This window comes from Sphingosinicella humi (assembly GCF_003129465.1).
Lineage (GTDB): Bacteria > Pseudomonadota > Alphaproteobacteria > Sphingomonadales > Sphingomonadaceae > Allosphingosinicella > Allosphingosinicella humi.
Map to the genome: position 1 here is coordinate 944995 of NZ_QFFF01000001.1, position 19512 is coordinate 964506.

Annotated in this window: 21 protein-coding genes; 15 read left to right on the forward strand and 6 right to left on the reverse strand. The window is 67.4% G+C overall.

The genetic code is table 11. The features are described from left to right. Positions 1–47 precede the first annotated feature (47 nt). The 4 genes from lgt to pgeF all read left to right on the forward strand — a co-directional run bounded on the left by lgt (position 48) and on the right by pgeF (position 3351). Positions 48–923 (forward strand): prolipoprotein diacylglyceryl transferase, encoded by an 876-nt coding sequence (gene lgt, locus DF286_RS04675; protein ID WP_341533229.1) that lies wholly within the window; start codon positions 48–50, stop codon positions 921–923. 94 nt (positions 924–1017) lie between these two features. Continuing rightward, positions 1018–2067 (forward strand): class I SAM-dependent methyltransferase, encoded by a 1050-nt coding sequence (locus DF286_RS04680; protein WP_243444719.1) that lies wholly within the window; start codon positions 1018–1020, stop codon positions 2065–2067. Then, on the forward strand, positions 2067–2597 hold the full coding sequence (locus DF286_RS04685) for a GNAT family N-acetyltransferase (RefSeq protein ID WP_170303935.1): 531 nt from the start codon (positions 2067–2069) through the stop codon (positions 2595–2597). Before DF286_RS04680 ends, DF286_RS04685 begins: the two co-directional genes overlap by 1 nt. Beyond that, on the forward strand, positions 2587–3351 hold the full coding sequence (gene pgeF / locus DF286_RS04690) for a peptidoglycan editing factor PgeF (RefSeq protein ID WP_109270379.1): 765 nt from the start codon (positions 2587–2589) through the stop codon (positions 3349–3351). Before DF286_RS04685 ends, pgeF begins: the two co-directional genes overlap by 11 nt. A gap of 4 nt (positions 3352–3355) precedes the next feature. Here the strand turns inward: pgeF and DF286_RS04695 are convergent, their stop codons facing one another. Beyond that, on the reverse strand, positions 3356–4201 hold the full coding sequence (locus DF286_RS04695; protein ID WP_109270380.1) for a class I SAM-dependent methyltransferase: 846 nt from the start codon (positions 4199–4201) through the stop codon (positions 3356–3358). Positions 4202–4272: 71 nt separating this feature from the next. Here DF286_RS04695 and DF286_RS04700 point away from each other — a divergent pair, with 71 nt between their 5' ends. Genes DF286_RS04700 through DF286_RS04715 form a run of 4 tightly spaced genes read left to right on the forward strand, consistent with a single transcriptional unit; the run spans position 4273 to position 8127 of the window. Further along, positions 4273–4710: a helix-turn-helix domain-containing protein gene (locus DF286_RS04700; RefSeq protein ID WP_109270381.1), complete on the forward strand. Its 438-nt coding sequence runs from the start codon at positions 4273–4275 to the stop codon at positions 4708–4710. A gap of 39 nt (positions 4711–4749) precedes the next feature. Continuing rightward, positions 4750–5379, forward strand: a complete 630-nt coding sequence (locus tag DF286_RS04705; RefSeq protein WP_109270382.1) for a glutathione S-transferase family protein — start codon at positions 4750–4752, stop codon at positions 5377–5379. Then, a complete protein-coding gene (locus DF286_RS04710; RefSeq protein WP_109270383.1) occupies positions 5376–6788 on the forward strand; it encodes an SLC13 family permease in 1413 nt (470 codons plus the stop codon). Before DF286_RS04705 ends, DF286_RS04710 begins: the two co-directional genes overlap by 4 nt. Positions 6789–6819: 31 nt before the next feature. Then, entirely contained in the window at positions 6820–8127 is a 1308-nt protein-coding gene (locus tag DF286_RS04715; RefSeq protein ID WP_109270384.1) for a cystathionine gamma-synthase family protein, read from the forward strand. A gap of 115 nt (positions 8128–8242) precedes the next feature. Here the strand turns inward: DF286_RS04715 and DF286_RS04720 are convergent, their stop codons facing one another. After that, complete coding sequence (locus DF286_RS04720) at positions 8243–8920, reverse strand: HAD family hydrolase (protein ID WP_109270385.1); 678 nt, start codon at positions 8918–8920, stop codon at positions 8243–8245. Between the two features lie 89 nt (positions 8921–9009). Here DF286_RS04720 and DF286_RS04725 point away from each other — a divergent pair, with 89 nt between their 5' ends. The 4 genes from DF286_RS04725 to DF286_RS04740 are packed head-to-tail and all read left to right on the forward strand — an operon-like array spanning position 9010 to position 12447. Then, positions 9010–10122 (forward strand): MlaE family lipid ABC transporter permease subunit, encoded by a 1113-nt coding sequence (locus DF286_RS04725; protein WP_109270386.1) that lies wholly within the window; start codon positions 9010–9012, stop codon positions 10120–10122. After that, a complete protein-coding gene (locus DF286_RS04730) occupies positions 10119–10925 on the forward strand; it encodes an ABC transporter ATP-binding protein (RefSeq protein ID WP_109270387.1) in 807 nt (268 codons plus the stop codon). The genes DF286_RS04725 and DF286_RS04730 overlap by 4 nt, the downstream gene beginning before the upstream one ends. After that, positions 10925–11869 (forward strand): MlaD family protein, encoded by a 945-nt coding sequence (locus DF286_RS04735; protein ID WP_109270388.1) that lies wholly within the window; start codon positions 10925–10927, stop codon positions 11867–11869. The genes DF286_RS04730 and DF286_RS04735 overlap by 1 nt, the downstream gene beginning before the upstream one ends. Then, positions 11869–12447, forward strand: a complete 579-nt coding sequence (locus DF286_RS04740; protein ID WP_109270389.1) for an ABC-type transport auxiliary lipoprotein family protein — start codon at positions 11869–11871, stop codon at positions 12445–12447. Before DF286_RS04735 ends, DF286_RS04740 begins: the two co-directional genes overlap by 1 nt. Positions 12448–12450: 3 nt before the next feature. On the opposite strand, the gene DF286_RS04745 is transcribed toward DF286_RS04740, so the two are convergent. The 4 genes from DF286_RS04745 to DF286_RS04760 all read right to left on the reverse strand — a co-directional run bounded on the left by DF286_RS04745 (position 12451) and on the right by DF286_RS04760 (position 17844). Further along, positions 12451–13230 carry a ZIP family metal transporter gene (locus DF286_RS04745; RefSeq protein WP_109272021.1) on the reverse strand — a complete coding sequence of 260 codons (780 nt, stop codon included), beginning with the start codon at positions 13228–13230 and terminating at the stop codon, positions 12451–12453. Between the two features lie 66 nt (positions 13231–13296). Next, positions 13297–15885, reverse strand: coding sequence for an aminopeptidase N (gene pepN / locus DF286_RS04750; protein WP_109270390.1), 2589 nt, complete (start codon positions 15883–15885; stop codon positions 13297–13299). 49 nt (positions 15886–15934) lie between these two features. Continuing rightward, a complete protein-coding gene (locus DF286_RS04755) occupies positions 15935–16846 on the reverse strand; it encodes a DMT family transporter (RefSeq protein ID WP_109270391.1) in 912 nt (303 codons plus the stop codon). Then, on the reverse strand, positions 16843–17844 hold the full coding sequence (locus DF286_RS04760) for a threonine aldolase family protein (protein WP_109272022.1): 1002 nt from the start codon (positions 17842–17844) through the stop codon (positions 16843–16845). The genes DF286_RS04755 and DF286_RS04760 overlap by 4 nt, the downstream gene beginning before the upstream one ends. A 132-nt stretch (positions 17845–17976) precedes the next feature. Here DF286_RS04760 and DF286_RS04765 point away from each other — a divergent pair, with 132 nt between their 5' ends. From DF286_RS04765 to pdeM, 3 genes are all read left to right on the forward strand, one after another. Continuing rightward, entirely contained in the window at positions 17977–18399 is a 423-nt protein-coding gene (locus tag DF286_RS04765) for a PilZ domain-containing protein (RefSeq protein WP_158274631.1), read from the forward strand. Positions 18400–18614: 215 nt separating this feature from the next. Then, positions 18615–18773, forward strand: a complete 159-nt coding sequence (locus DF286_RS15100) for a hypothetical protein (RefSeq protein ID WP_158274632.1) — start codon at positions 18615–18617, stop codon at positions 18771–18773. Between the two features lie 41 nt (positions 18774–18814). After that, positions 18815–19480 (forward strand): ligase-associated DNA damage response endonuclease PdeM, encoded by a 666-nt coding sequence (pdeM, locus tag DF286_RS04770; RefSeq protein WP_109270393.1) that lies wholly within the window; start codon positions 18815–18817, stop codon positions 19478–19480. Positions 19481–19512 lie beyond the last annotated feature (32 nt).

Consider the following 19512-nt stretch of genomic DNA (forward strand, 5'->3'; position numbering starts at 1 on the left):
TTTTCTTTTCGGCCTACTATGAGGGCGGAAATTCGAAGGGAAAAGCCTTGATACAGCCGGAAATCGCCGCCCTCGCCGCTGACGCTACGGCCGCCTTGCGTTGGGACAGCCTGGGCCTCGATCCGGTCGCGCTCGATCTCGGCTTTTTCCAGCTGCGCTGGTATTCGCTGGCCTATCTCGCCGGCATCGTCCTCGGCTGGTGGTATTTGCTGAAGCTGATCGAGAAGCCGGGCGCGCCGATGGCGCGGCGCCATGCCGACGACATGGTGTTCTACGCGACCTTGGGCATCCTGATCGGCGGCCGGCTCGGCTACGTCCTTTTCTACCGGCCCGAATTCTACTTCGCCAATCCGGCCGAGATCGTGCAGCTGTGGGATGGCGGCATGTCCTTTCACGGCGGCGTCATCGGCGTCAGCCTCGGCATTCTCTGGATGGCGCGGAAGCACGGCCTCGATTGGCTCCGCATCCACGATTATGTCGCCTGCTGCGTCCCCTTCGGCCTGTTCTTCGGCCGCCTCGCCAATTTCGTGAACGGCGAGCTTTGGGGGCGGCCGACGGACCTGCCCTGGGCCATGGTCTTTCCGTCGGGCGGCGAGGTCGCGCGCCATCCGAGCCAACTCTACGAAGCGGGCCTCGAAGGAATTCTGCTCGGCCTCGTCCTGTGGTTCCTCTTCTGGAAGACCGACGCGCGCTACCAGCCGGGCAAGCTCGTCGGCACCTTCATCCTCGGCTACGGCATCAGCCGCTTCCTCGTCGAGCTGGTTCGGCAGCCCGATGCGGGGCTGGAAAATCTCTCCTGGGGCCTCACCATGGGCCAGACCTTGACCGTGCCGATGATTGTGGGCGGAATTTACCTGATCGCCACGGCCAAGGGTCGCCGCCAGCGCGTGGAGCCGATCGCCGGAAGCGAGAGTGTGGCTTGATGTTGAATCGCAGGATTCGTTCGTCCCGAGCGTAGTCGAGGGGCGGGTGTGATGACTCAGTGCCAGCGCCCCTCGATTTCGCTCGGGACGAACGATGTCTGACGTGAAGGACATTACAAACCGCCTCGCCCGCCTGATCGCCGCGAGCGGCCCCATCTCCGTCGCTCAATATATGGCCGAGGCGAACGCGCATTATTATGGGAGCCGCGATCCGCTCGGTGCGGCCGGCGACTTCACGACCGCGCCCGAAATCAGCCAGATGTTCGGGGAACTGATCGGCCTCTGGCTGGCCGACCTGTGGATGCGCGCCGGACGCCCGGCAACGGCGCATTATGTCGAATTGGGGCCGGGCCGCGGCACGCTTGCAGCCGATGCGCTGAGGGCGATGCGATCGGCGGGGCTGGAGCCGCCGGCGGAACTGGTCGAGACCAGTCCGGCGCTCCGCGAGGCGCAGGCGGACCGCGTGCCGGCGGCGCGCTGGCATGGCGATGTCGCCTCTCTGCCGGAAAATGTGCCGCTGCTGATCGTCGCCAACGAGTTTTTCGACGCACTGCCGGTTCACCAGCTGGTGGCGACCGAGCGGGGCTGGCGCGAGCGGATGGTCGCGCTCGATGGCGACCGGTTCGCGCCGGTGGCCGGATCGCAGCGGCCTGACGCGGCCGTCCCCGAGCGGCTCCGAAATGCTTCGCCCGGAAGCATCCTCGAAACGTCGCCCGCCTCCGTCGCCATCGTCCGCGAGCTGGCGCGGCGCCTGGCGGACCAGGGGGGCGCCGCGCTGATCGTCGACTATGGCCATGAGCGGACGGGCCTCGGCGACACGCTCCAGGCGGTGGAGCGTCACGCTTATGCCGACCCCTGGGAAGCCCCGGGAGCGCGGGACCTTACCGCCCATGTCGATTTCGAGGCGCTCGCCGAGGCGGCGCGCGGGGAAGGGGTGCGGGTCTGCGGGCCCCGTGAGCAGGGCGAATGGCTGAAGACGATGGGCATCCATGTTCGCGCCGCATCGCTCACAAAGGCGGCACCGGAACGGGGCGACGAGATCGCCACTGCCCGCGACCGGCTGACCCAGCCGGACCAGATGGGCAGTTTGTTCAAGGTGATGGCCTTGATATCGCGCGATTGGCCGGAGCCGGAGGGATTTTGATGACGACGCCCACTCATCGGATGGCGGGACCCGAGGATGCGGCGACGGTGGCAGCGCTCGGCCGCCGCAGCTTCACCGAAACCTTCGGCCATCTCTACAAGCCCGAGGATCTCGCCGCCTTCCTCGCCAACCACAGCGAGGAACGCTGGCGGCAGGAACTGGCCGATCCCGCGTTCGCCGTTCGTCTGGTGGAAGCGGCGGACGAGGCGATCGCCTATGCCAAGCTCGGCCCGCCTTCCTTGCCTTTCGAGCCGCGCGGGCCCTCGATCGAGCTTCGCCAATTCTACGTCCTCGCGCCCTGGCACGGCAGCGGCCTCGCACGAGAGCTGATGACCTGGGTAATCGGCGAAGCGAAGGCGCGGGGCGCCGACGATCTCTACCTTTCCGTCTTCATCGACAATCATCGCGCCCGCCGTTTCTATGCCCGCTATGGCTTCGAATATGTCGGCGACTATCACTTCATGGTCGGCAGCCACGCCGATGTGGACCATGTGATGCGCCTGCCGCTAAGCAGGGCCCATGCCGGTTGAGGTGATCCGTTCCCGCCTGCTCGAAGGCGTGCCGCACGGCTTCCTCGGCCGGCGGGGCGGGGTTTCCACCGGCATCTGCGCCGGACTCAATGTCGGCCTCGGCTCCGACGACGATCGCGATGCCATCCGGACCAACCGCCGCCTCGCCGTCGACGCGGTCGCGCCCGGCGCCCGGCTCGTGACGGTTCACCAAGTCCATTCGCCGACGGTGATCGCGGTGACCGACCCCTTCCCGGACGACGCCCGGCCGCAGGCGGACGCGATGGTGACGGACCGGCCAGGGCTCGCCCTCGGCATCCTCACGGCAGATTGTACCCCGATCCTGTTCGCGGATCGGGAGGCTGGCGTGATCGGCGCGGCCCATTCGGGCTGGAAAGGCGCCATCGGCGGTGTCGCCGAAGCGACGGTCGCCGCGATGGAGCGGCTGGGGGGCGAACGCGGCCGCATCGTCGCTGCGGTGGGCCCAACCATCGCCCGCAAGTCCTATGAAGTGGACGAAGGCTTCTTCCGCGGCTTCCTCGAGGCCGATCCGGAGAATGAGCGTTTCTTCAGCGGCGGCCGCGCCGGGCATCACCAGTTCGACCTGGAAGCCTATGTCGTCTTCCGCCTCGCCGCCGCCGGCCTGCGCCAGATCGAGGCGCTGGGGCTGGACACCTATTCCGACGCCGATAGGTTCTTCAGCTACCGCCGCGCCACCCATCGGGGCGAAGCGGATTATGGCCGTCAGATCTCACTGATCGCCCTCCCCGGCTGAGCGGTTATGTGGTGGCGGTCACTTCCCAGCAGGCCGCGGTAAAGCGCACCTCCTTTCCGTGGACATAGGGCTGGAAGGCTGCCTCCAGGCGCCGCGCGAACTCGGTCCGCACATTCTGCGGAAGCGTCGGGAATACGGCGCCGAGGGGTCCCATGCGAGTCACATAGGTGCCGAAATCGCGCCGGGGCATGGCGCAGGCCACGTCGATCGGACGGATCGAAACGTCGGCCCATCCGCTCGCTTCCAATAGCGAACGCACGCGCTCCCCGTCTCCGAAGGCGAACTGGCCGGGCGCCTGCTCGTCCCGTGCCGGCAATTCAGGCAGGAGCGACGCCGCCGCTCTTTCGGCCGTCGTCATGAACGCGTTCTCGTCCGCGCTTCGCCAGGCGATGAAGGCGAGCCTGCCGCCCGCGCGAGCAGCCGTCCTGAGATTGCGGAAGGCCGCCACGGGATTCTCGAAGAACATGACTCCGAAACGCGAGACGATCGCGTCGAACTTTCCCGCTCCGAAGGGATGGCTCTGCGCATCGGCGCTGATGAACTCCGCCGCTGAGACCCCTTCATCCCGGGCTCGTGCCTTTGCCGCCTCGATCATCGGCGCCGAAATATCGACGCCCAGGCAACCACCGCCCGGCCCGGCACGCCTTGCCGCCGCCAGGGTGACCGCGCCGGTGCCGCACCCCGCGTCGAGAAGGCGGTCGCCCTCCGCGGGCGCGACCGCCTCGATCAGCAAGGTGGCGAAGGGCGCCAGCAACCCGTCGAGCAGCTCGCGAAGATCGACCCAGGTGGGGCCGGAGACCTCGTTCCAGCGCTGCGCCTGTTCCTGGTTGGGGATAAATTCCTCCGACATGCCGGCTCCCTCGATTGCGTTTCACAAGTGATTCGCTACAACCTAGCAGTTCAAGTGAACTTGAGGTCAAGATGCAGCTGCTCGATATCGCGGAAGTGGCGAAACGATCTGGAGTCCCGGCCTCGACGCTCCGTTTCTATGAGGAGAAAGGGCTGATCGCCTCGATCGGAAGGCGCGGCCTCAGGCGCTTGTTCGAACCGAACGTGCTGGAGCGGCTGGCGTTCGTCAGCCTCGGCCAGGCTGCCGGCTTTTCCCTGACGGAGATCGGCACCATGCTGCTGCCAGATGGCCGGCCGCGCATCGATCGCGACCAGCTTTCGGCCAAGGCCGACGAGCTAGACCGTCGGATCGAGAGGCTCAGCGCCGTGCGCGACGGCTTGCGGCACGCGGCGGCATGTCCGGAACCCAGTCACATGGGGTGCCCTAACTTCCGCCGCGCCATGGGTCTCGCCGCATCGGGTGTCTTGCCTCCATTGTCGTCTTCGCCCAGGCAGGCGAAACGACGCTGAACACGGCGCGGACTGGTCCTGGACCGGAAAGGGGGAAGGATGGCGAACTGGAAGCTCTTCGGCGTGCGCGGCTGGGGCTCGACCCTGGCCGAGGGGGCGCTGGCCTGGACCGGCACGCCGTTCGAGTTCGACGAAGTGGAAGGGTTCGACAGGCCCGGACCCTCGCGCGAGCGCCTGATCGCGGTGAATCCCCTCGCGCGTGTGCCGACACTCGTTGCGCCGAACGGCGAGGTGCTGACCGAAAGCGCCGCCATCGTCCTCCGTCTGGCCGAGCTTCATCCCGAGGCGAAGCTCGCCCCGCCCACCGATCATCCGGGTCGCACGGCCTTTCTCAATCGCCTGATCTGGTTCGTCTCGGCCGTCTATCCCACCTTCACCTATCGCGATTATCCCGAGCGCTGGGCGCCGGATGCGGCCGAGCAATTGGCGGAGCGGGTCGACGCCTTCCGCCAGTCGCTCTGGCGGCAGTTCGAGGCGCAGCTGGGCGACGGACCATGGACCTTGGGCTATGAGCCCTCGGCGCTCGACCTCTATGTCACCATCATGTCGCACTGGCGGCCGCGGCGCGCCTGGTTCGCGGCAAATTGCCCGAAGCTCCACGCCATCGCCTTGAGCGCCGAGGCGCTGCCGCAGCTGGCGCCGGTGATGCAGCGAAACTTCCCTGCATGAGCGCGGGACGGGCGGGCCTCTGGGGCGGGCTCGCGGCCTTCATCGCCATGCTGCTGATGCCGGCGCCCGAAGGCATGCCGGTCGAGGCCTGGCGGGCGGCAGCGCTGGTGGTGCTGATGGCGACCTGGTGGATGACGCAGGCGCTGCCGCTCACCGCCACCGCCCTCCTCCCCTTCCTCGCCTTCCCGATGTTCGGCGTGATGAGCGCGAATGAAGCGGCGGCGGCCTACTATTCGCCGATCCTGTTCCTCGTCCTCGGCGGCGCGATCATCGCGCTGGCGATCGAGCGCACCGGCCTTCACCGTCGCCTGGCGCTTGCCATCGTCAGCCGGGGCGGGACGACGCCGGCGGCTCTCCTCCTCGCCTTCATGTCGGCCACGGCGATCTTGAGCTTCATCGTCTCCAACACCGCGACGACACTGATCATGATCCCGATCGGCGTCGCCGTGCTCCACGCGGCGGGGGTGAAGGCAGGCGAGACCGAGGGTTTTCCCGGCGCGCTCACCATGGGCATCGCCTTTTCGGCCTCGATCGGCGGGCTTGGCACGCTGGTCGGCTCCCCCACCAACGCCATCGCCGCCGGCATCATCGAGCGCGCCACCGGCCTCCAGATCGATTTCCTCACCTGGGCGATCTACGGCCTGCCGCTCGTCCTCGTCTCGATCCCGCTGTGCTGGCTGATCCTGCTCAAGGTCCAGCGCGTCCGGCCGGAGGATTTCGACGGCGAGGCGGCCCGCGCCGGCATCGGCGAGGCTTGCCCCTGGTCGACCGCCGAGAAGCGTCTCGTGCCGCTGGTGGTGGCGGTGGTGGTCACCTGGGTACTGGTGCCGTTCCTTTCGCCCCTGATGCCGGACGACGCGCTGACCGACGGCACGGTCGCAATCTTCGGCGCCCTGCTGCTCTTCGTCATTCCGGACGGCACCGGCCGCGCCCTGCTCAACTGGGACGAGGCCAACCGCGCGCCCTGGGGCGTCATCATGATGTTCGGCGGCGGCCTCGCGCTGGCGGCGGGCATCACCGAATCCGGCCTCGCGGCCTGGCTCGGCACGGCCCTCCAGCCGCTCTCCGCCGTGCCGCCGATCATCGTCGCGCTGGTGCTGGTGGCGCTGGTGATCCTCGTCACCGAATTCGCCTCCAACGTCGCCACCGCGAGCGGCATCATTCCCGTCGTCGGCAGCCTCGTCCTTGCCACCGGCGCCGACCCGATCCTGCTCGCCCTTCCCGCAGCGATGGCGGCGAGCTGGGGCTTCATGCTGCCGTCCGGCACCGGCCCCAACGCGATCGCCTGGGCGACCGGCCACATAGCGCTTCCGCGGATGCTGAAGGCGGGCCTGCTGCTTGATCTGGCCGGCGTCCCGATCATGGTCGGCATAGTCTGGGCGGTTGCCGCTTTGGCCGGTCAGGTCTAGGCAGCTTCCGAACCGGATCAGGAGAGCTCACGTGCAGGACGAGAACGATATCAGCGGCACCACCCCCCGCCGCCGGCCCAAGGCCGACGTGCTGGAGATCGGCGGACGCAAATTGAAGCCCTCCACCCTGATGATGGGCCATGGCTTCGATCCGGCGCTGTCGGAAGGGTCGCTGAAGCCGCCGATCTTCCTCACCTCTACCTTCGTGTTCGAGAGCGCCGCGGCCGGCAAGCGCCACTTCGAGGGCGTCACCGGCAAGCGTCCCGGCGGCGCCGAGGGCCTCGTCTATTCGCGCTTCAACGGCCCGGACCAGGAGATACTCGAGGATCGCCTCAGCGTCTGGGAGGATGCGGAGGAGGCGTTGACCTTCTCGAGCGGCATGTCCGCCATCGCCACGCTTTTGCTGACCTTCGTCCAGCCCGGCGACGTGATCGTCCATTCGGGCCCGCTCTACGCCGCGACCGAGACGCTGATCGCCCGCATTCTCGGCCGCTTCGGCGTCCAGTGGCTCGACTTCCCCGCCGGCGCCACCCGCGAGGAGATCGAGAGCGTGATCGAACGCGCCAAGGACCTCGGCCGCGTCGCGCTCATCTATCTCGAAAGCCCGGCCAACCCGACCAACCAGCTGGTCGACGTGCAGGCCGTCGCCGCCGCGCGCGCCGCCCTGTTCGACGGCGACACGCCGGCGCCGCCGATCGCCATCGACAACACCTTCCTCGGCCCCCTCTGGTCGAAGCCGCTGGAGCATGGCGCGGATCTCAGCGTCTATTCCCTCACCAAATATGCCGGCGGCCATAGCGACCTCGTCGCCGGCGGCATCGTCGGCAAGAAGGCGCTGCTCGACCAGATACGGGCTATGCGCAACACGATCGGCACCATCACCGATCCCCACACCGCCTGGATGCTGCTGCGCAGCCTGGAGACCTTGGAGCTGCGTATGACCCGCGCCGGCGAGAATGCCGCCAAGGTCTGCGCCTTTCTCCGCGATCATCCCAAGGTCGAGAGCGTCGGCTACCTCGGCTTCCTGAAGGACGACCGCCAGGCGGACATCTACAAGCGCCACTGCACCGGCGCCGGCTCCACCTTCTCGCTCTACCTGAAGGGCGGGGAGCGCGAGGCCTTCGCCTTCCTCGACGCGCTCAAGATCGCCAAGCTGGCCGTGAGCCTCGGCGGCACCGAAACCTTGGCGAGCGCGCCGGCCGCGATGACGCATTTGTCGGTGCCGGACGAGCGCAAGAAGGCGCTCAACATCACCGACAACCTGGTCCGCATCTCCATCGGGGTCGAGGACGCCGACGACCTCGTCGCGGATTTCGACCAGGCGCTAAGCGCGATCTAGAGTCCGCCGTCATTGCGAGCGGAGCGAAGCAATCCAGTCGGGCCTCGGCGCTACTGGATTGCTTCATCGCTATGCTCCTCGCAATGACGGCTCCGTTGACTGCTTTCGTTCCTTCTCACCTGCTCCAGTCCAGCACTTCCCAGCCTTCCGCCTTGGCGACCTTGATCAGGCGGTCGTGAGCGTTGGTGGCAACGGGTTCGTCGGACCAGTGATGGACGACCGAATCCGAGACATGATCGGAATAGAAGCGGATGTGGACGGCCTCGCGGGTGAGGCCTTCGCGCTCCAGCCACTGCTCGATCATGGCGAGCTTGGCGTCGCCATAGCAGTTGCTGCCCTCGATGCGGGCGATGATGCGTCCCTTGGCGTCGAGCCGGGTCTCGGTGGCGATGACGTCGCGGATGCCGAGCCGTTCCGCGATGGCGCCGGCGTAGAGGCGATAGGAGGCCGTCGCCATGACGATGCGGCGACCGGCCTCCCGATCGGCGGCGAGGCTGGCCCTGGCGCCGGGAAGGATGTTGGTCGCGATCTGATGGTCGGCGAAACTCTGGATGACCGGCTCCAGCCGCTTAGGGTCGGTCGCGCCGCCGATCAGCAGGCGGTAGTTGATTTCCTTGAGACGCGCCCGGTCGATGAGCTTCAACCCATAGGCGACCATCGACAGAAGCACGAACGGCAGCAGGACGAGCCGCCACGGCGCCAGCCGCCACGCCGCGTGAATGAGGAACGGCGTATAGGTAGCCCGACGCGTGATCGTGCGGTCCATGTCGTAGATGGCGAGCGCTTGCTTCATGGAACCTCGCGCAAGCACAGTGCGTAGGGCTTGTCCACTCCCTTGCCGGTGCTTGCCGCTGCCCCCGAAATGAAGCATCGTCCCGCCGCATGAATGCCGCAGCCGCCGATTTCAGCCGGACCGACGAGAACGGCGCCTGCCACCTCCGCTTCTCCGGACGGCTGACCTTGGCCCGCATCGGCGACCTGCCCGAGCGGCTTGAGGAGGTACGCGCCGAACGGCTGGTGGCGGACGTTTCCCAGGTCGAGCGAATGGACACGGTAGGCGCCTGGCTGATCCACCGGCTGGTGCGCGACCAGGGCGCCGAAGTCGTCGGAGCGGACGAGGACCAGACGCTGCTCCTCCAGCAGGTCGCCGCCTCCGACAAGCAGGTCAAGATGCGGCCCGACCGGACGCCGCCGCTCTACCGCGTCCTGGGCCAGGTCGGTGAATCGACAACCATCGCTCTCCAAAGCCTGCTCGGCCTCCTCGCCTTTTTCGGCGGGCTGCTCATCGCGACCTGGAACATCATCAGGCATCCGACCCGCTTTCGCTTCAACGCGGTCGTACAACGCTTCGAGGTGGTGGGCGTCCATGCCCTCGGCATCATCGGCCTGATGAGCTTCCTCGTCGGCATCGTCATCGCCCAGCAGGGTGCGGTGCAGCTTCGCCAGTTCGGGGCGGAGGTCTTCACCATCAACCTCATCGGCCGCCTCACCTTCCGCGAGCTGGGCGTGCTGATGACGGCGATCATGGTTGCCGGCCGCTCCGGCAGCGCCTTCGCCGCCCAACTCGGATCGATGAAGCTTGCCGAGGAGGTCGACGCGATGCGCACGATCGGCGTCTCGCCGATGGAGGCCCTGGTCTTCCCCCGCGTGCTCGCGACCGTGCTGCTGATGCCGCTGCTCGGCTTCTACGCCTCGATCGTCGCGATCATCGGCGGCGGCCTCCTGTGCTGGATCTCGCTCGACATCCCGCCCGTGACCTACGTCCAGCGCATCCGCGAGGTCGTGCCGCTGACGGACGTCCTCTCCGGCCTCATCAAGGCGCCGGTCTTCGGGTTGATCATCGCCATGGCCGGCTGCTTCCAGGGGCTCCAGGTCGAGGGCAATGCCGAGGAAGTCGGGCTTCGCACCACCACCGCCGTCGTCCAGGGCATCTTCCTCGTCATCGTGCTCGACGCCTTCTTCGCCGTCTTCTTCACCGAAATCGGCTGGGTATGAACGGGCGCGGCGAGACCATCATCCAGGTTCGCGGGCTGAGGAACAGCTTCGGCGAGCAGGTCGTGCACGAGGATCTCGACCTCGACGTTCGCCGCGGCGAGATATTGGGTGTGGTCGGGGGCTCGGGCACCGGCAAGTCGGTGCTGATGCGTTCGATCATCGGCCTCCAGACGCCGGATGAGGGTGAGATCACCGTGTTTGGCGAGTCGATGATCGGCCGGAGCGAAGAGGAAACGAAGGACGTCCGCCGGCGCTGGGGGGTCCTCTTCCAAGGGGGCGCGCTCTTCTCGACCCTGACGGTGGCCGAGAATGTCCAGGTGCCGATCCGCGAATATTACCCCAATGTCGGCGAGAAGCTGCTCGACGAGATCGCATCCTACAAGATCGTGATGAGCGGCCTGTCGCCCGATGCGGGGCCGAAATATCCGTCCGAGCTCTCCGGCGGCATGAAGAAGCGGGCCGGCATCGCCCGCGCCCTCGCCCTCGATCCCCAGCTCCTGTTCCTCGACGAACCCACGGCGGGCCTCGACCCGATTGGCGCGGCCGGCTTCGACGAGCTCATCTGCGAGTTGCGCGACGCGCTCGGCCTCACCGTCTTCCTCATCACCCACGACCTGGACACGCTCTACGCCATCTGCGACCGGGTCGCGGTGCTGGCGGACAGGAAGGTGGTCGCGGTCGGAACGATCGACGAACTCTTGGCTTTGGACCATGAGTGGATACAGGACTATTTCAGAGGCCCCCGGGGTCGCGCGGCCGAGAGGGCGGCGGACGCGGCGGGGATGGAGAGCGCTGAGGGCTGATGGAGAATCGTTCCAACCACATCCTTGTTGGCGGCGTCGTGCTCGCCCTCATCGTCGCCCTGCTCGGCTTCATCATCTGGCTGACCCAGGTGTCGGGCGAGGACAACAAGGAATATGACATCTTCTTCAAGCAAGGCGTGGACGGCCTGGCGAGGGGATCGGGCGTGAGCTTCAACGGCGTGCCCGTCGGGCAGGTCGCCTCGATCAACCTCGACCGTACGAATCCGGAATTCGTTCGTGTCCGCATCGCCGTCCGAGAGGACACGCCCATCCTGGAAGGCACGACCGCCACCGTGGAAGGCGTCGGCTTCACCGGCGTCTCGCAGATTCAGCTCGATCCGGCTCCGGCCGGCGCCCCGCCGATCCAGGGCGAAGGTCCCTATGGCGTGCCCGTCATCCCAACCAAGCCGGGAGCGCTCGGCCAGCTGCTCAACAGCGCGCCGGAGCTGCTGCAACGCGTGACGACGCTCACCGAGCGGCTTACCGAGTTGCTGGCCGACCGCAACCAGGAGTCGATCGCGGCCATCCTCGACAATATGGAGGAGATCAGCGGCTCGCTCGCCGAGCGCGGGCCCGAGATCGCCGCCACCCTTGCCGAGGCGCGCGTCGCCATTCGCCAGGCCGGAGCGGCGGCCGAGGAATTCGGCAAGCTCGCCAGTACGACGGACCGGCTGCTGTCGGACGACGCGCAGCCGCTGATCAACGACCTCCAGCAGACCGTCCAGGCGGCGGAGCAGAGCATGAAGAATCTAGACGCCGTCCTGTCGGACGCTCGTCCGGGCGTGCAGGCCTTCTCCAACCAGACCTTGCCCGAGATCGGCCAATTGGTCCGCGACCTGCGCGCCACGTCCGAGGCGCTGCGCTCGGTCACCCGAAAGGTTGATCGCCAGGGCGCTGGGTCGATCATCGGTGGACAGGAGCTTCCAGACTATGAGCCTCGCTAATGAGAAATAAGCTTGCCGCCCTTGGCCTGTTCGTCCTCTCCGGCTGCATCAGTTTCGGCTCCGAGCCGCCGCCCTATCTCCTGACGCTCACCTCTGCCGCGACGGTGCCGGCCGCGACCAGCCGCACCGCCGCCGCGGGCGAGGCGATCACGGTCGTCACGCCGACCGTGCCCCAGGCACTGGCAACGGCCCGCGTGCCGGTCGTTTCGAACGGCACGGCGATCGCCTATGTGAAGGACGCGCAGTGGGTGGACACTCCGAACGCCCTTTTCGGCCGTCTCCTCTCCGAGACGATCGCCGCTCGCACCGGCCGGGTCGTCCTCGACCCACGGCAATTCTCCTTCGATCCAGGCATCCGCCTCACCGGTCAGCTCCAGAGTTTCGGCGTCGACAGCGACTCGATGGAGGCGATCGTCCTCTACGACGCCGCCCTCGCCCGCGGCGCCGACCGGGTCGAGACGCGCCGTTTCGAGGCGCGGGTGCCGGTCGCCGTGGTCGAGACGGCGGCGGTCGGCACCGCGCTCAACCAGGCGGCCAACCAGGTCGCGACGGACGTCGCTGCCTGGATCGGGGGTTGAGCCTCAGACCAGGTTCGACAGGGCGAAGATGGTGAGGAAGCCGGCCGCCGTCGCCACGCCGGCCGACTGATCGAAATGGTGCCGCTGCGCCTGCGGCACCAGATCCGTGACGGTGAGATAGAACATCCCGCCCGCCCCTGCCGCCAGCAGAAAGCCCAAAATCTCGGGCGAAAGGCCCTTGAGCAGGAACCAGCCGGCCAGCGCGGAACCGAACAGCGCGATGCCGATCAGGCCCGTCCATTTGAAGATCCGCCAGGCCGCCCCCGGCTTCTCGTCCTTGCGGATCAGTTCGCCGATGCTGAGCGACTCGCTGACATTGTCGATGACGATGGCGAGGCCGACCATGAAGCCGAGCGACGGGGCGGTCGCCGCGCTGACACCGATGACGATCCCTTCGATCAGCTCCTCGGCGCTGGTGCCGCCCGCGAGCACGGTCACCTCGTCGCCCCGTGCCTGTCGCTGTCGACGCCGGCACACCACCCATGACCGCTGCTCGGCATCGGGCCCAGCGCTGGCGCCCCGGTGGACGAAGAGGTCAAGGAAGTAGAGCAGCGCGAAGCCAAGGGCGAAGCCGGCAACAGCGAGCGCCAGCGACGCGGTCGCCACCGCCTTGGGCAGCATTTCGAAGGCGAAGGTCGCGAGCAGCACGCCCGCCGCGAAGCCGACCGCAATGGACAGCAGCAAGGTCGTCGGGCGCTTCCACACGGCGATCGCCCCACCGATCGGCGACGCCAGCCCGCCGGCTGCGGCAATCCCGAACAGGGCGGCGAAATCCGGCGGCATCATCTCTCCTTCGCCCCGACCAACGCCGGAAGGGGAGCAAAGGATCGCCCAGGCTCGGGCGCAGGATCAGCCGAGGCTCTTCGATGCCTGCTCGAATACGTCCTTGGAGAGGCCCTTGGTCTCGACGACGCGCCTCAGCTCCGCCTGCATCAGCGCGGCCCGGGCCTCGTCGAAGCGCCGCCAGCGGCCGAGGGGTGGGACAAGACGGGCCGCCGTTTGCGGATTCAGCTTGTCGACGGCCAGGATCATCTCGGCGAGGAACCGATACCCGCGCCCGTCGGTCTGGTGGAACGCACGCTGGTTGGCGGCGAAAGCCCCGACCAGGGCCCGCATCCGATTGGGATTGGCGAGGGTGAAGTCGGGGTGCTTCGCCAGCCGCTCGACGGCTTCGGCCGTGTCGTCCCTTGTCGACAGCGCCTGGACCGAGAACCATTTGTCGAGCACCAGCGCATTGCTTCGATAACGGGCATAGAAGGCGTCCAGCGCGCGGTCGCGCTCGGCGGCATCGCTGTTCGAAAGCATGCCGAGCGCCCCTTGCCGGTCGGTCATATTGTCGGCGCCCTCGAACTGGGCCAGCGCCAACGCCGCAGCGTCCTCCGCACCGGCGGCCATCAGATAGCCGAGCGCCACTGTGCGCAGGCGTCGGGCGCCCTTGGCCGAAGGGGAGGTCTCGAAGCGATTGGCGGCGGTCGAGGCATAGGCGCTCCGCCACAGCGGCTCCAGCTCCTGGCCGAGGTCGGTCCGCAGCGCCTCGCGCGCGGCATGGATCGCCTCGGGATCGACCACGAGCATCTGGTCGCCGATGAAGGCCTCGGTGGGCAACAGCACCGCCTCGGCGACGAAGGCGGCATCGAGGCGCTCGTCCTCGAGCGTGCGCCGCACCGCCTCGATCACGGCCGCGTGGTCGGCTTTGCCGCCGGCCACCGCGGCGACGAGCGTGTCGAGCATCAGCTGCTGCATCGCCTCGTAGCGGGCGAACGGATTGTCGTCTTGGGCGGAGAGGAAGGCGAGGTCATCGGCGCTGCGGCCGCTCTCGATGACGACCGGCGCCGAGAAATCCCGATTGATCGACAGGATCGGCCGCTCGCCAATGCCTTCGAAGACGATCTCCTGCGCCGTCTCCTCCAGAACGACCAGCCGATCGGCATATTTCTCCCCGGTAAGTTCGCCGAACAAGGCGACCTTGAGCGGGATCGGCATCGGCTTCTTCTGATCCTGTCCCGGAGTAGACGGCAATTCCTGCGCCAGCTCCAGATGCGCGCGCCCGTCACCGGCATGGTGAGTCAGGTCGGCACGCACCCGCGGGGTCCCGGCCTGGCTGTACCAAAGGCGGAACTGGCTGAGGTCGCAGCCGCTCGCATCCTCCATCGCGGCGACGAAATCCTCGCACGTGGCGGCCTCGCCATCGTGCCGCTCGAAATAGAGGTCGGAGCCCGCCCGGAATTTGTCGGGGCCCAGGATAGTGTGGATCATGCGGATGAGCTCGGCGCCCTTATTGTAGACGGTCGCCGTGTAGAAGTTCGAAATCTCGATATAGCTTTCCGGCCGCACCGGATGGGCGAGCGGCCCCGCATCCTCGGGAAACTGCGCGGCGCGGAGCACCCGCACATCCTCGATCCGCTTGACCGCCGGCGAGCCCTGGTCGGCCGAGAATTGCTGGTCGCGGAAGACGGTGAAGCCTTCCTTCAGGGAAAGCTGGAACCAGTCACGGCAGGTGACCCGGTTGCCCGACCAATTGTGGAAATATTCATGCGCGACGACGCCGGCGATGGCGTCGTAATCGGCATCCGTCGCCGTGTCGGGATCGGCGAGGATGTAGCGCGAATTGAAGATGTTGAGGCCCTTATTCTCCATCGCGCCGAAGTTGAAGTCGGAGACGGCAACGATGTTGAACACGCCCAGATCATATTCGCGGCCATAGACCCGCTCGTCCCAGGCCATCGCCGCCTTCAGCGACGCCATGGCATGCTCGGTCTTGGCAAGGTCGCCTTCGCGCACCCAGATGCCGAGCTCGACGGTCTTGCCGCCGGCCGTGACGAACTGGTCGCGATTGGCGACGAGGTCGCCCGCCACCAGCGCGAACAGATAACAGGGCTTGGGGAAGGGGTCGTGCCATTCCGCCCAGTGCCGGCCCTCTCCGGCGTCGCCGGCTGCCACCGGATCGCCGTTGGCGAGCAGGACCGGATAGCGAGCCTTGTCGGCCGTCATCCTGACTTTGTAGCTGCTGAGTACGTCCGGCCGGTCGGGAAAGAAGGTTATCCGCCGGAAACCCTCGGCCTCGCATTGGGTGCAGAGGATACCGCCCGATTCGTAGAGCCCCATCAGCTGGCTGTTCGAGTTGGGCGAGATCTCGACGACGGTCTCCACCTCCGCCGTGTCGCCACCGAGGGGGATGCTCAGCACCCCATCGGCATAGCGATGCTCCGCCGGCCGGCCGTCGACTCGAACGCCCACTAGGGCAAGATCCTCGCCATCGAGTCTCAGCGGCTCCCGATGCCCCCCGTTCCGCTCCACGCGAAGCGTCGCGCGCACCACGGTCCGGTCGGGCCCCAGCGCGAATTCCAGTGCGATCTCCGGCACCAGCCAGTCGGGCTCCCGATAAGCCTCTCGAAGAACGGCGGCGGGCGTAGCGGTGGTTTTCATGGCGTCGAGCATCCGCTGAATCTAGGCTTCGCGGGTGCCGGGCGCAATGCGGCCCAGACGTTCAGGCAGTCCGGCGCGCTCTCAAGGCAATGAAAAGACCGACAAGTGCCAGGATACCCCCCGCCACCGCCAGCGCCGACCAGCCATAGCCTTCGAAGACGGTGGAGAAGGTCATCGCGATGATCGGGACGAGCAAGCTCGAATAGGCCGCCCGTCCCGGTCCGATGGCGCGGATGATGGAGAAATAGAAGGTGAAGGCGAGGGCGGAGGCGAACAGGCCGAGATAGATGACGCCAAGCCAGTAGCCGAGCCGATATTCGACTACCGGCGGGCCGTAGCCGGTCCAGGCGACCGCGGCGTTGGCGATGACTCCATAGAACATGCCCCAGGCCAGCATGCTGGCGATCGGCCGGGCGCGCAGCCTTGCCGTCGCCTGCATGATGTTCGCGGTGGATGCGGAGAGCACCGCCAGGAGCGTCAGCCCGATCCCGAGCAGCACCTCGGCCGGCGCCGCCACGCTCGCCCGCATCTCCTGCACGAAAAGCAGGCCGACGCCGAGGGTAGCGATGGCAGACCCGACGAGGAAGCGGCGGGAGATGGGGTGCTTCAGGAACAGCCAGGCGAAGGCACTATTCGGAACCAGCAACAGCGCGAACACGACCGCGACGAGGCCCGAGGTGATGTGCTGCTCGGCGGCATAGACGAAGTTGAAGTTGAGGAAGAATTGCGGGAGGCCGAAGATCGCCGCCAGGGCGTGGCCCTCGCGGCCGATGCGGAGCGAGGCTCCCGTCAGCCGGGCGTACAGGAACATCGCCGCGCCGGCGATGATGAAGCGGTAGGTGACCGACCAGGGGGCCGGCACCGTCCCCAGCTGGTCCTTGATGACGATCCAGGTCGAACCCCAGATCAGGGTGATGATGATGAACGGAATGAGGACGCGCGGCTGAAGGAACGCGCGGTCGTGGTCGGTCACAAGCGCCCGATCGCCTCCGCCAGAGCCTCGACATGGGCGGGGTGGCTGTCCCAGCTCGTCACCAGCCGCGCCTCGCCCGGGCCCCAGTCGTAGAAGTCGAAGCCTTGCGCCCGCAGCGCCGCCGCTTCCTCCGGCGAGACCTTGAGGAAGACCTCATTGGCCTCGACCGGCAGCACCAGCCGCCCCGCCGCCGCTTCGGCGAGCCGGGCCGCGGCGGCGTTGGCCGCACGGGCGTTCCTCAGCCACACATCGTCCTTCAGCATGGCGAGGATCTGCGCGGCGAGATAGCGGCCCTTGGACAACAGATGCCCAGCCCGCTTGCGGCGGTAGAGGGTCGCATCGGCAAGGGCCGCGTCGAAGAAGATGAGCGCCTCGGCCGACAGGCCGCCATTCTTGACGAAGCCGAAGCTCAGCGCGTCGACGCCCGCGCGCCACGTCAGCTGTGCGGGCGAACAGTCCAGCCGCGCCACCGCGTTGGCGAAACGAGCGCCGTCCATGTGCAAGTCGAGCCCGCGCTCCTTGCAGAGCCGCCCCAGCGCCGCCACCTCGTCCGGCGTGTAGACGAGGCCATATTCGGTGGCGTTGGTGATCGAGACCGCATGCGGCTGGACCTGGTGGACGTCGTTCCGGACCGTCGCCAGCAGCGCCGCGACCGCATCCGGGGTCAGCTTTGCCCCTTCGCCCTCGCCGAGCAGCAGCTTGGCGCCATGGGTGTAGAATTCAGGCGCGCCGCATTCGTCGTTCTGGATATGCGCGTCGCGGTGGCAGACGATGCTGCCGTGCGGCGGGCAGAGCGCCGCCAAGGCCAGCGAATTGGCCGCGGTGCCGGTCGCCACCCAGAGCGCGCGCACTCTCGTTTCGAACAGATCGGAAAAGGCATCGTCCAGCCGCGCGCTCCAGGCGTCGCCGTCATAGGCGGTGTCGAGGCGATTGGCCTCCTGAAGCGCGGCCAGCGCTTCGGGGCAGGCGGCGGCGGCATTGTCGGAGAAAAAGCGCATGTCCGGCGCCATAATGGCCGCCCGCGTGGCGTCAACGGCGATCACCCGCAAGGTCCCGTTTACTTCTATTTAGGCGGGCGAGGCTAACCCTCCATCGAGGTTCGAGACGAAGGAATGAAGGAGACGATGGGCGTGAACGCGTTGACCGACATGCCGCAGGCCGGCAAGCGCCGCATAAAGCGCGCGCGCGTGCTGCTGACGGCCCGGCTGCGGACCGGTGCAGGCGAAGTCGGCGCGCGGCTGCGGGATCTGTCGTGCAAGGGCGCCCTGGTCGAATGCTCCGAACCGCTTGCCGTCGGCGATGAGGTGGTTTTCGTGCGCGGCGACACGATCGTTTCCGCCCGCGTCGCCTGGACCGCCCCCGGGCGGCTGGGCCTCGAATTTCACCACAGCATCGACGAAAGCGAAGTGCTGGTTCATGTCGCCAAACCCTCGGCCAAGGCGCCGGAGCGGTTCCGCCGCCCCCGCATCCATGGCGAGGACCTCACCGATCATGAAAGGAAATTGGCCCGCATCTTCGCCCGATCGGTCGGGATCGACATCACGCGGAGTTGAGCCGGGCGAGCGGCTCCTTCCACGCCCCGGCATAGTCGCCAGGCGCCACAAGGGTTGAACCGATCGTCTCGCCGCCCCAAATGCGGCTTCGTCGACTTCTCCGGCACCTTCGTCTAACGGCGCTCGCTCTCGATTCAGCCTGCGTTTAGGTGGGGACAAGCAGACATTCATATCGGGGCACAGAAGAAGGCGGTCTCAAGGACCGGAGTACGGCAATGACGATCAAGCAGAAGCTTCAAAATCCGCTCGCGCTAGTGGCGCAGGGCTTCGTCGCCGGGGCCATCCTCTTCTGGGCGACCGTGCCCCCCGACAGCGAGGCGCGCCAGGACAATCCGGTCGAAAGCACGGCTGCACCTTCCGAAACGCAGGTCTGACACCGCTTGAACGGAGCGGCGTCTCCGTTATAGCGGAGGCGATGGTTCCCTTTTCGTTCTGCGGCGCCGAATTCGTTGCGCTCGGCCGGGGCGCGCTCTTCTGGCCGGCTCGCCGGGCGCTGCTGGTCGCGGACCTGCACCTCGAGAAGGCGAGTTGGTTCGCGCGGCTGGGGCAGATGCTGCCGCCTTACGATTCGATCGCCACCCTTTCCGACCTGACGGCGCTGGCGGCGGAATTCGACGCGCGCGAGATATGGTGCCTGGGCGACAGCTTCCACGATCGCGAGGGATGCGACCGCCTGCCCCGCCGGGCGCGCGAGATGCTGACGGCGCTTACCGCGTCGACCCGCTGGACCTGGATCACCGGCAATCACGATCCCGGTTTCGCCGACCATTGCGGCGGCGCGATCGTCCGGGAAGCCGAGGTCGACGGTCTGCTGCTCCGGCACGAAGCCGATCCCGGCGAGCCGAGGCCGGAACTGTCGGGCCATTTCCACCCCAAGCTGCGCATCACCCGGCGTGGCCGGCAGGTTTCCCGGCGCTGCTTCGTCGCCACGGCGCGCAAGCTCATCCTCCCCGCCTTCGGATCGCTGACGGGCGGGCTCGATGCCGGCCACCCGGAAATCGTTCGCGCCGTGGGCAGCCAAGCCGAGGCGCTCGTGCCGGTGGCCGACAAGCTGCTGCGGTTTCCCGTCGCCACTCCATAGAGTGTGCCAAAGGGGAATAAGAAAGGCGCCCC

Excerpts from the sequence above, each read along its gene's own strand:
- DF286_RS04730 (WP_109270387.1), top strand. The coding sequence starts at position 10,119 with ATGAACGGGCGCGGCGAGACCATCATCCAGGTTCGCGGGCTGAGGAAC.
- DF286_RS04700 (WP_109270381.1), top strand. The coding sequence starts at position 4,273 with ATGCAGCTGCTCGATATCGCGGAAGTGGCGAAACGATCTGGAGTCCCG.
- DF286_RS04695 (WP_109270380.1), bottom strand. The coding sequence starts at position 4,201 with ATGTCGGAGGAATTTATCCCCAACCAGGAACAGGCGCAGCGCTGGAAC.
- DF286_RS04720 (WP_109270385.1), bottom strand. The coding sequence starts at position 8,920 with ATGAAGCAAGCGCTCGCCATCTACGACATGGACCGCACGATCACGCGT.
- pgeF (WP_109270379.1), top strand. The coding sequence starts at position 2,587 with ATGCCGGTTGAGGTGATCCGTTCCCGCCTGCTCGAAGGCGTGCCGCAC.
- DF286_RS04725 (WP_109270386.1), top strand. The coding sequence starts at position 9,010 with ATGAATGCCGCAGCCGCCGATTTCAGCCGGACCGACGAGAACGGCGCC.
- DF286_RS04760 (WP_109272022.1), bottom strand. The coding sequence starts at position 17,844 with ATGCGCTTTTTCTCCGACAATGCCGCCGCCGCCTGCCCCGAAGCGCTG.
- DF286_RS04740 (WP_109270389.1), top strand. The coding sequence starts at position 11,869 with ATGAGAAATAAGCTTGCCGCCCTTGGCCTGTTCGTCCTCTCCGGCTGC.
- DF286_RS04705 (WP_109270382.1), top strand. The coding sequence starts at position 4,750 with ATGGCGAACTGGAAGCTCTTCGGCGTGCGCGGCTGGGGCTCGACCCTG.
- DF286_RS04745 (WP_109272021.1), bottom strand. The coding sequence starts at position 13,230 with ATGCCGCCGGATTTCGCCGCCCTGTTCGGGATTGCCGCAGCCGGCGGG.
- pepN (WP_109270390.1), bottom strand. The coding sequence starts at position 15,885 with ATGCTCGACGCCATGAAAACCACCGCTACGCCCGCCGCCGTTCTTCGA.
- DF286_RS15100 (WP_158274632.1), top strand. The coding sequence starts at position 18,615 with ATGACGATCAAGCAGAAGCTTCAAAATCCGCTCGCGCTAGTGGCGCAG.
- pdeM (WP_109270393.1), top strand. The coding sequence starts at position 18,815 with ATGGTTCCCTTTTCGTTCTGCGGCGCCGAATTCGTTGCGCTCGGCCGG.
- DF286_RS04710 (WP_109270383.1), top strand. The coding sequence starts at position 5,376 with ATGAGCGCGGGACGGGCGGGCCTCTGGGGCGGGCTCGCGGCCTTCATC.
- DF286_RS04685 (WP_170303935.1), top strand. The coding sequence starts at position 2,067 with ATGACGACGCCCACTCATCGGATGGCGGGACCCGAGGATGCGGCGACG.
- DF286_RS04680 (WP_243444719.1), top strand. The coding sequence starts at position 1,018 with ATGTCTGACGTGAAGGACATTACAAACCGCCTCGCCCGCCTGATCGCC.
- DF286_RS04735 (WP_109270388.1), top strand. The coding sequence starts at position 10,925 with ATGGAGAATCGTTCCAACCACATCCTTGTTGGCGGCGTCGTGCTCGCC.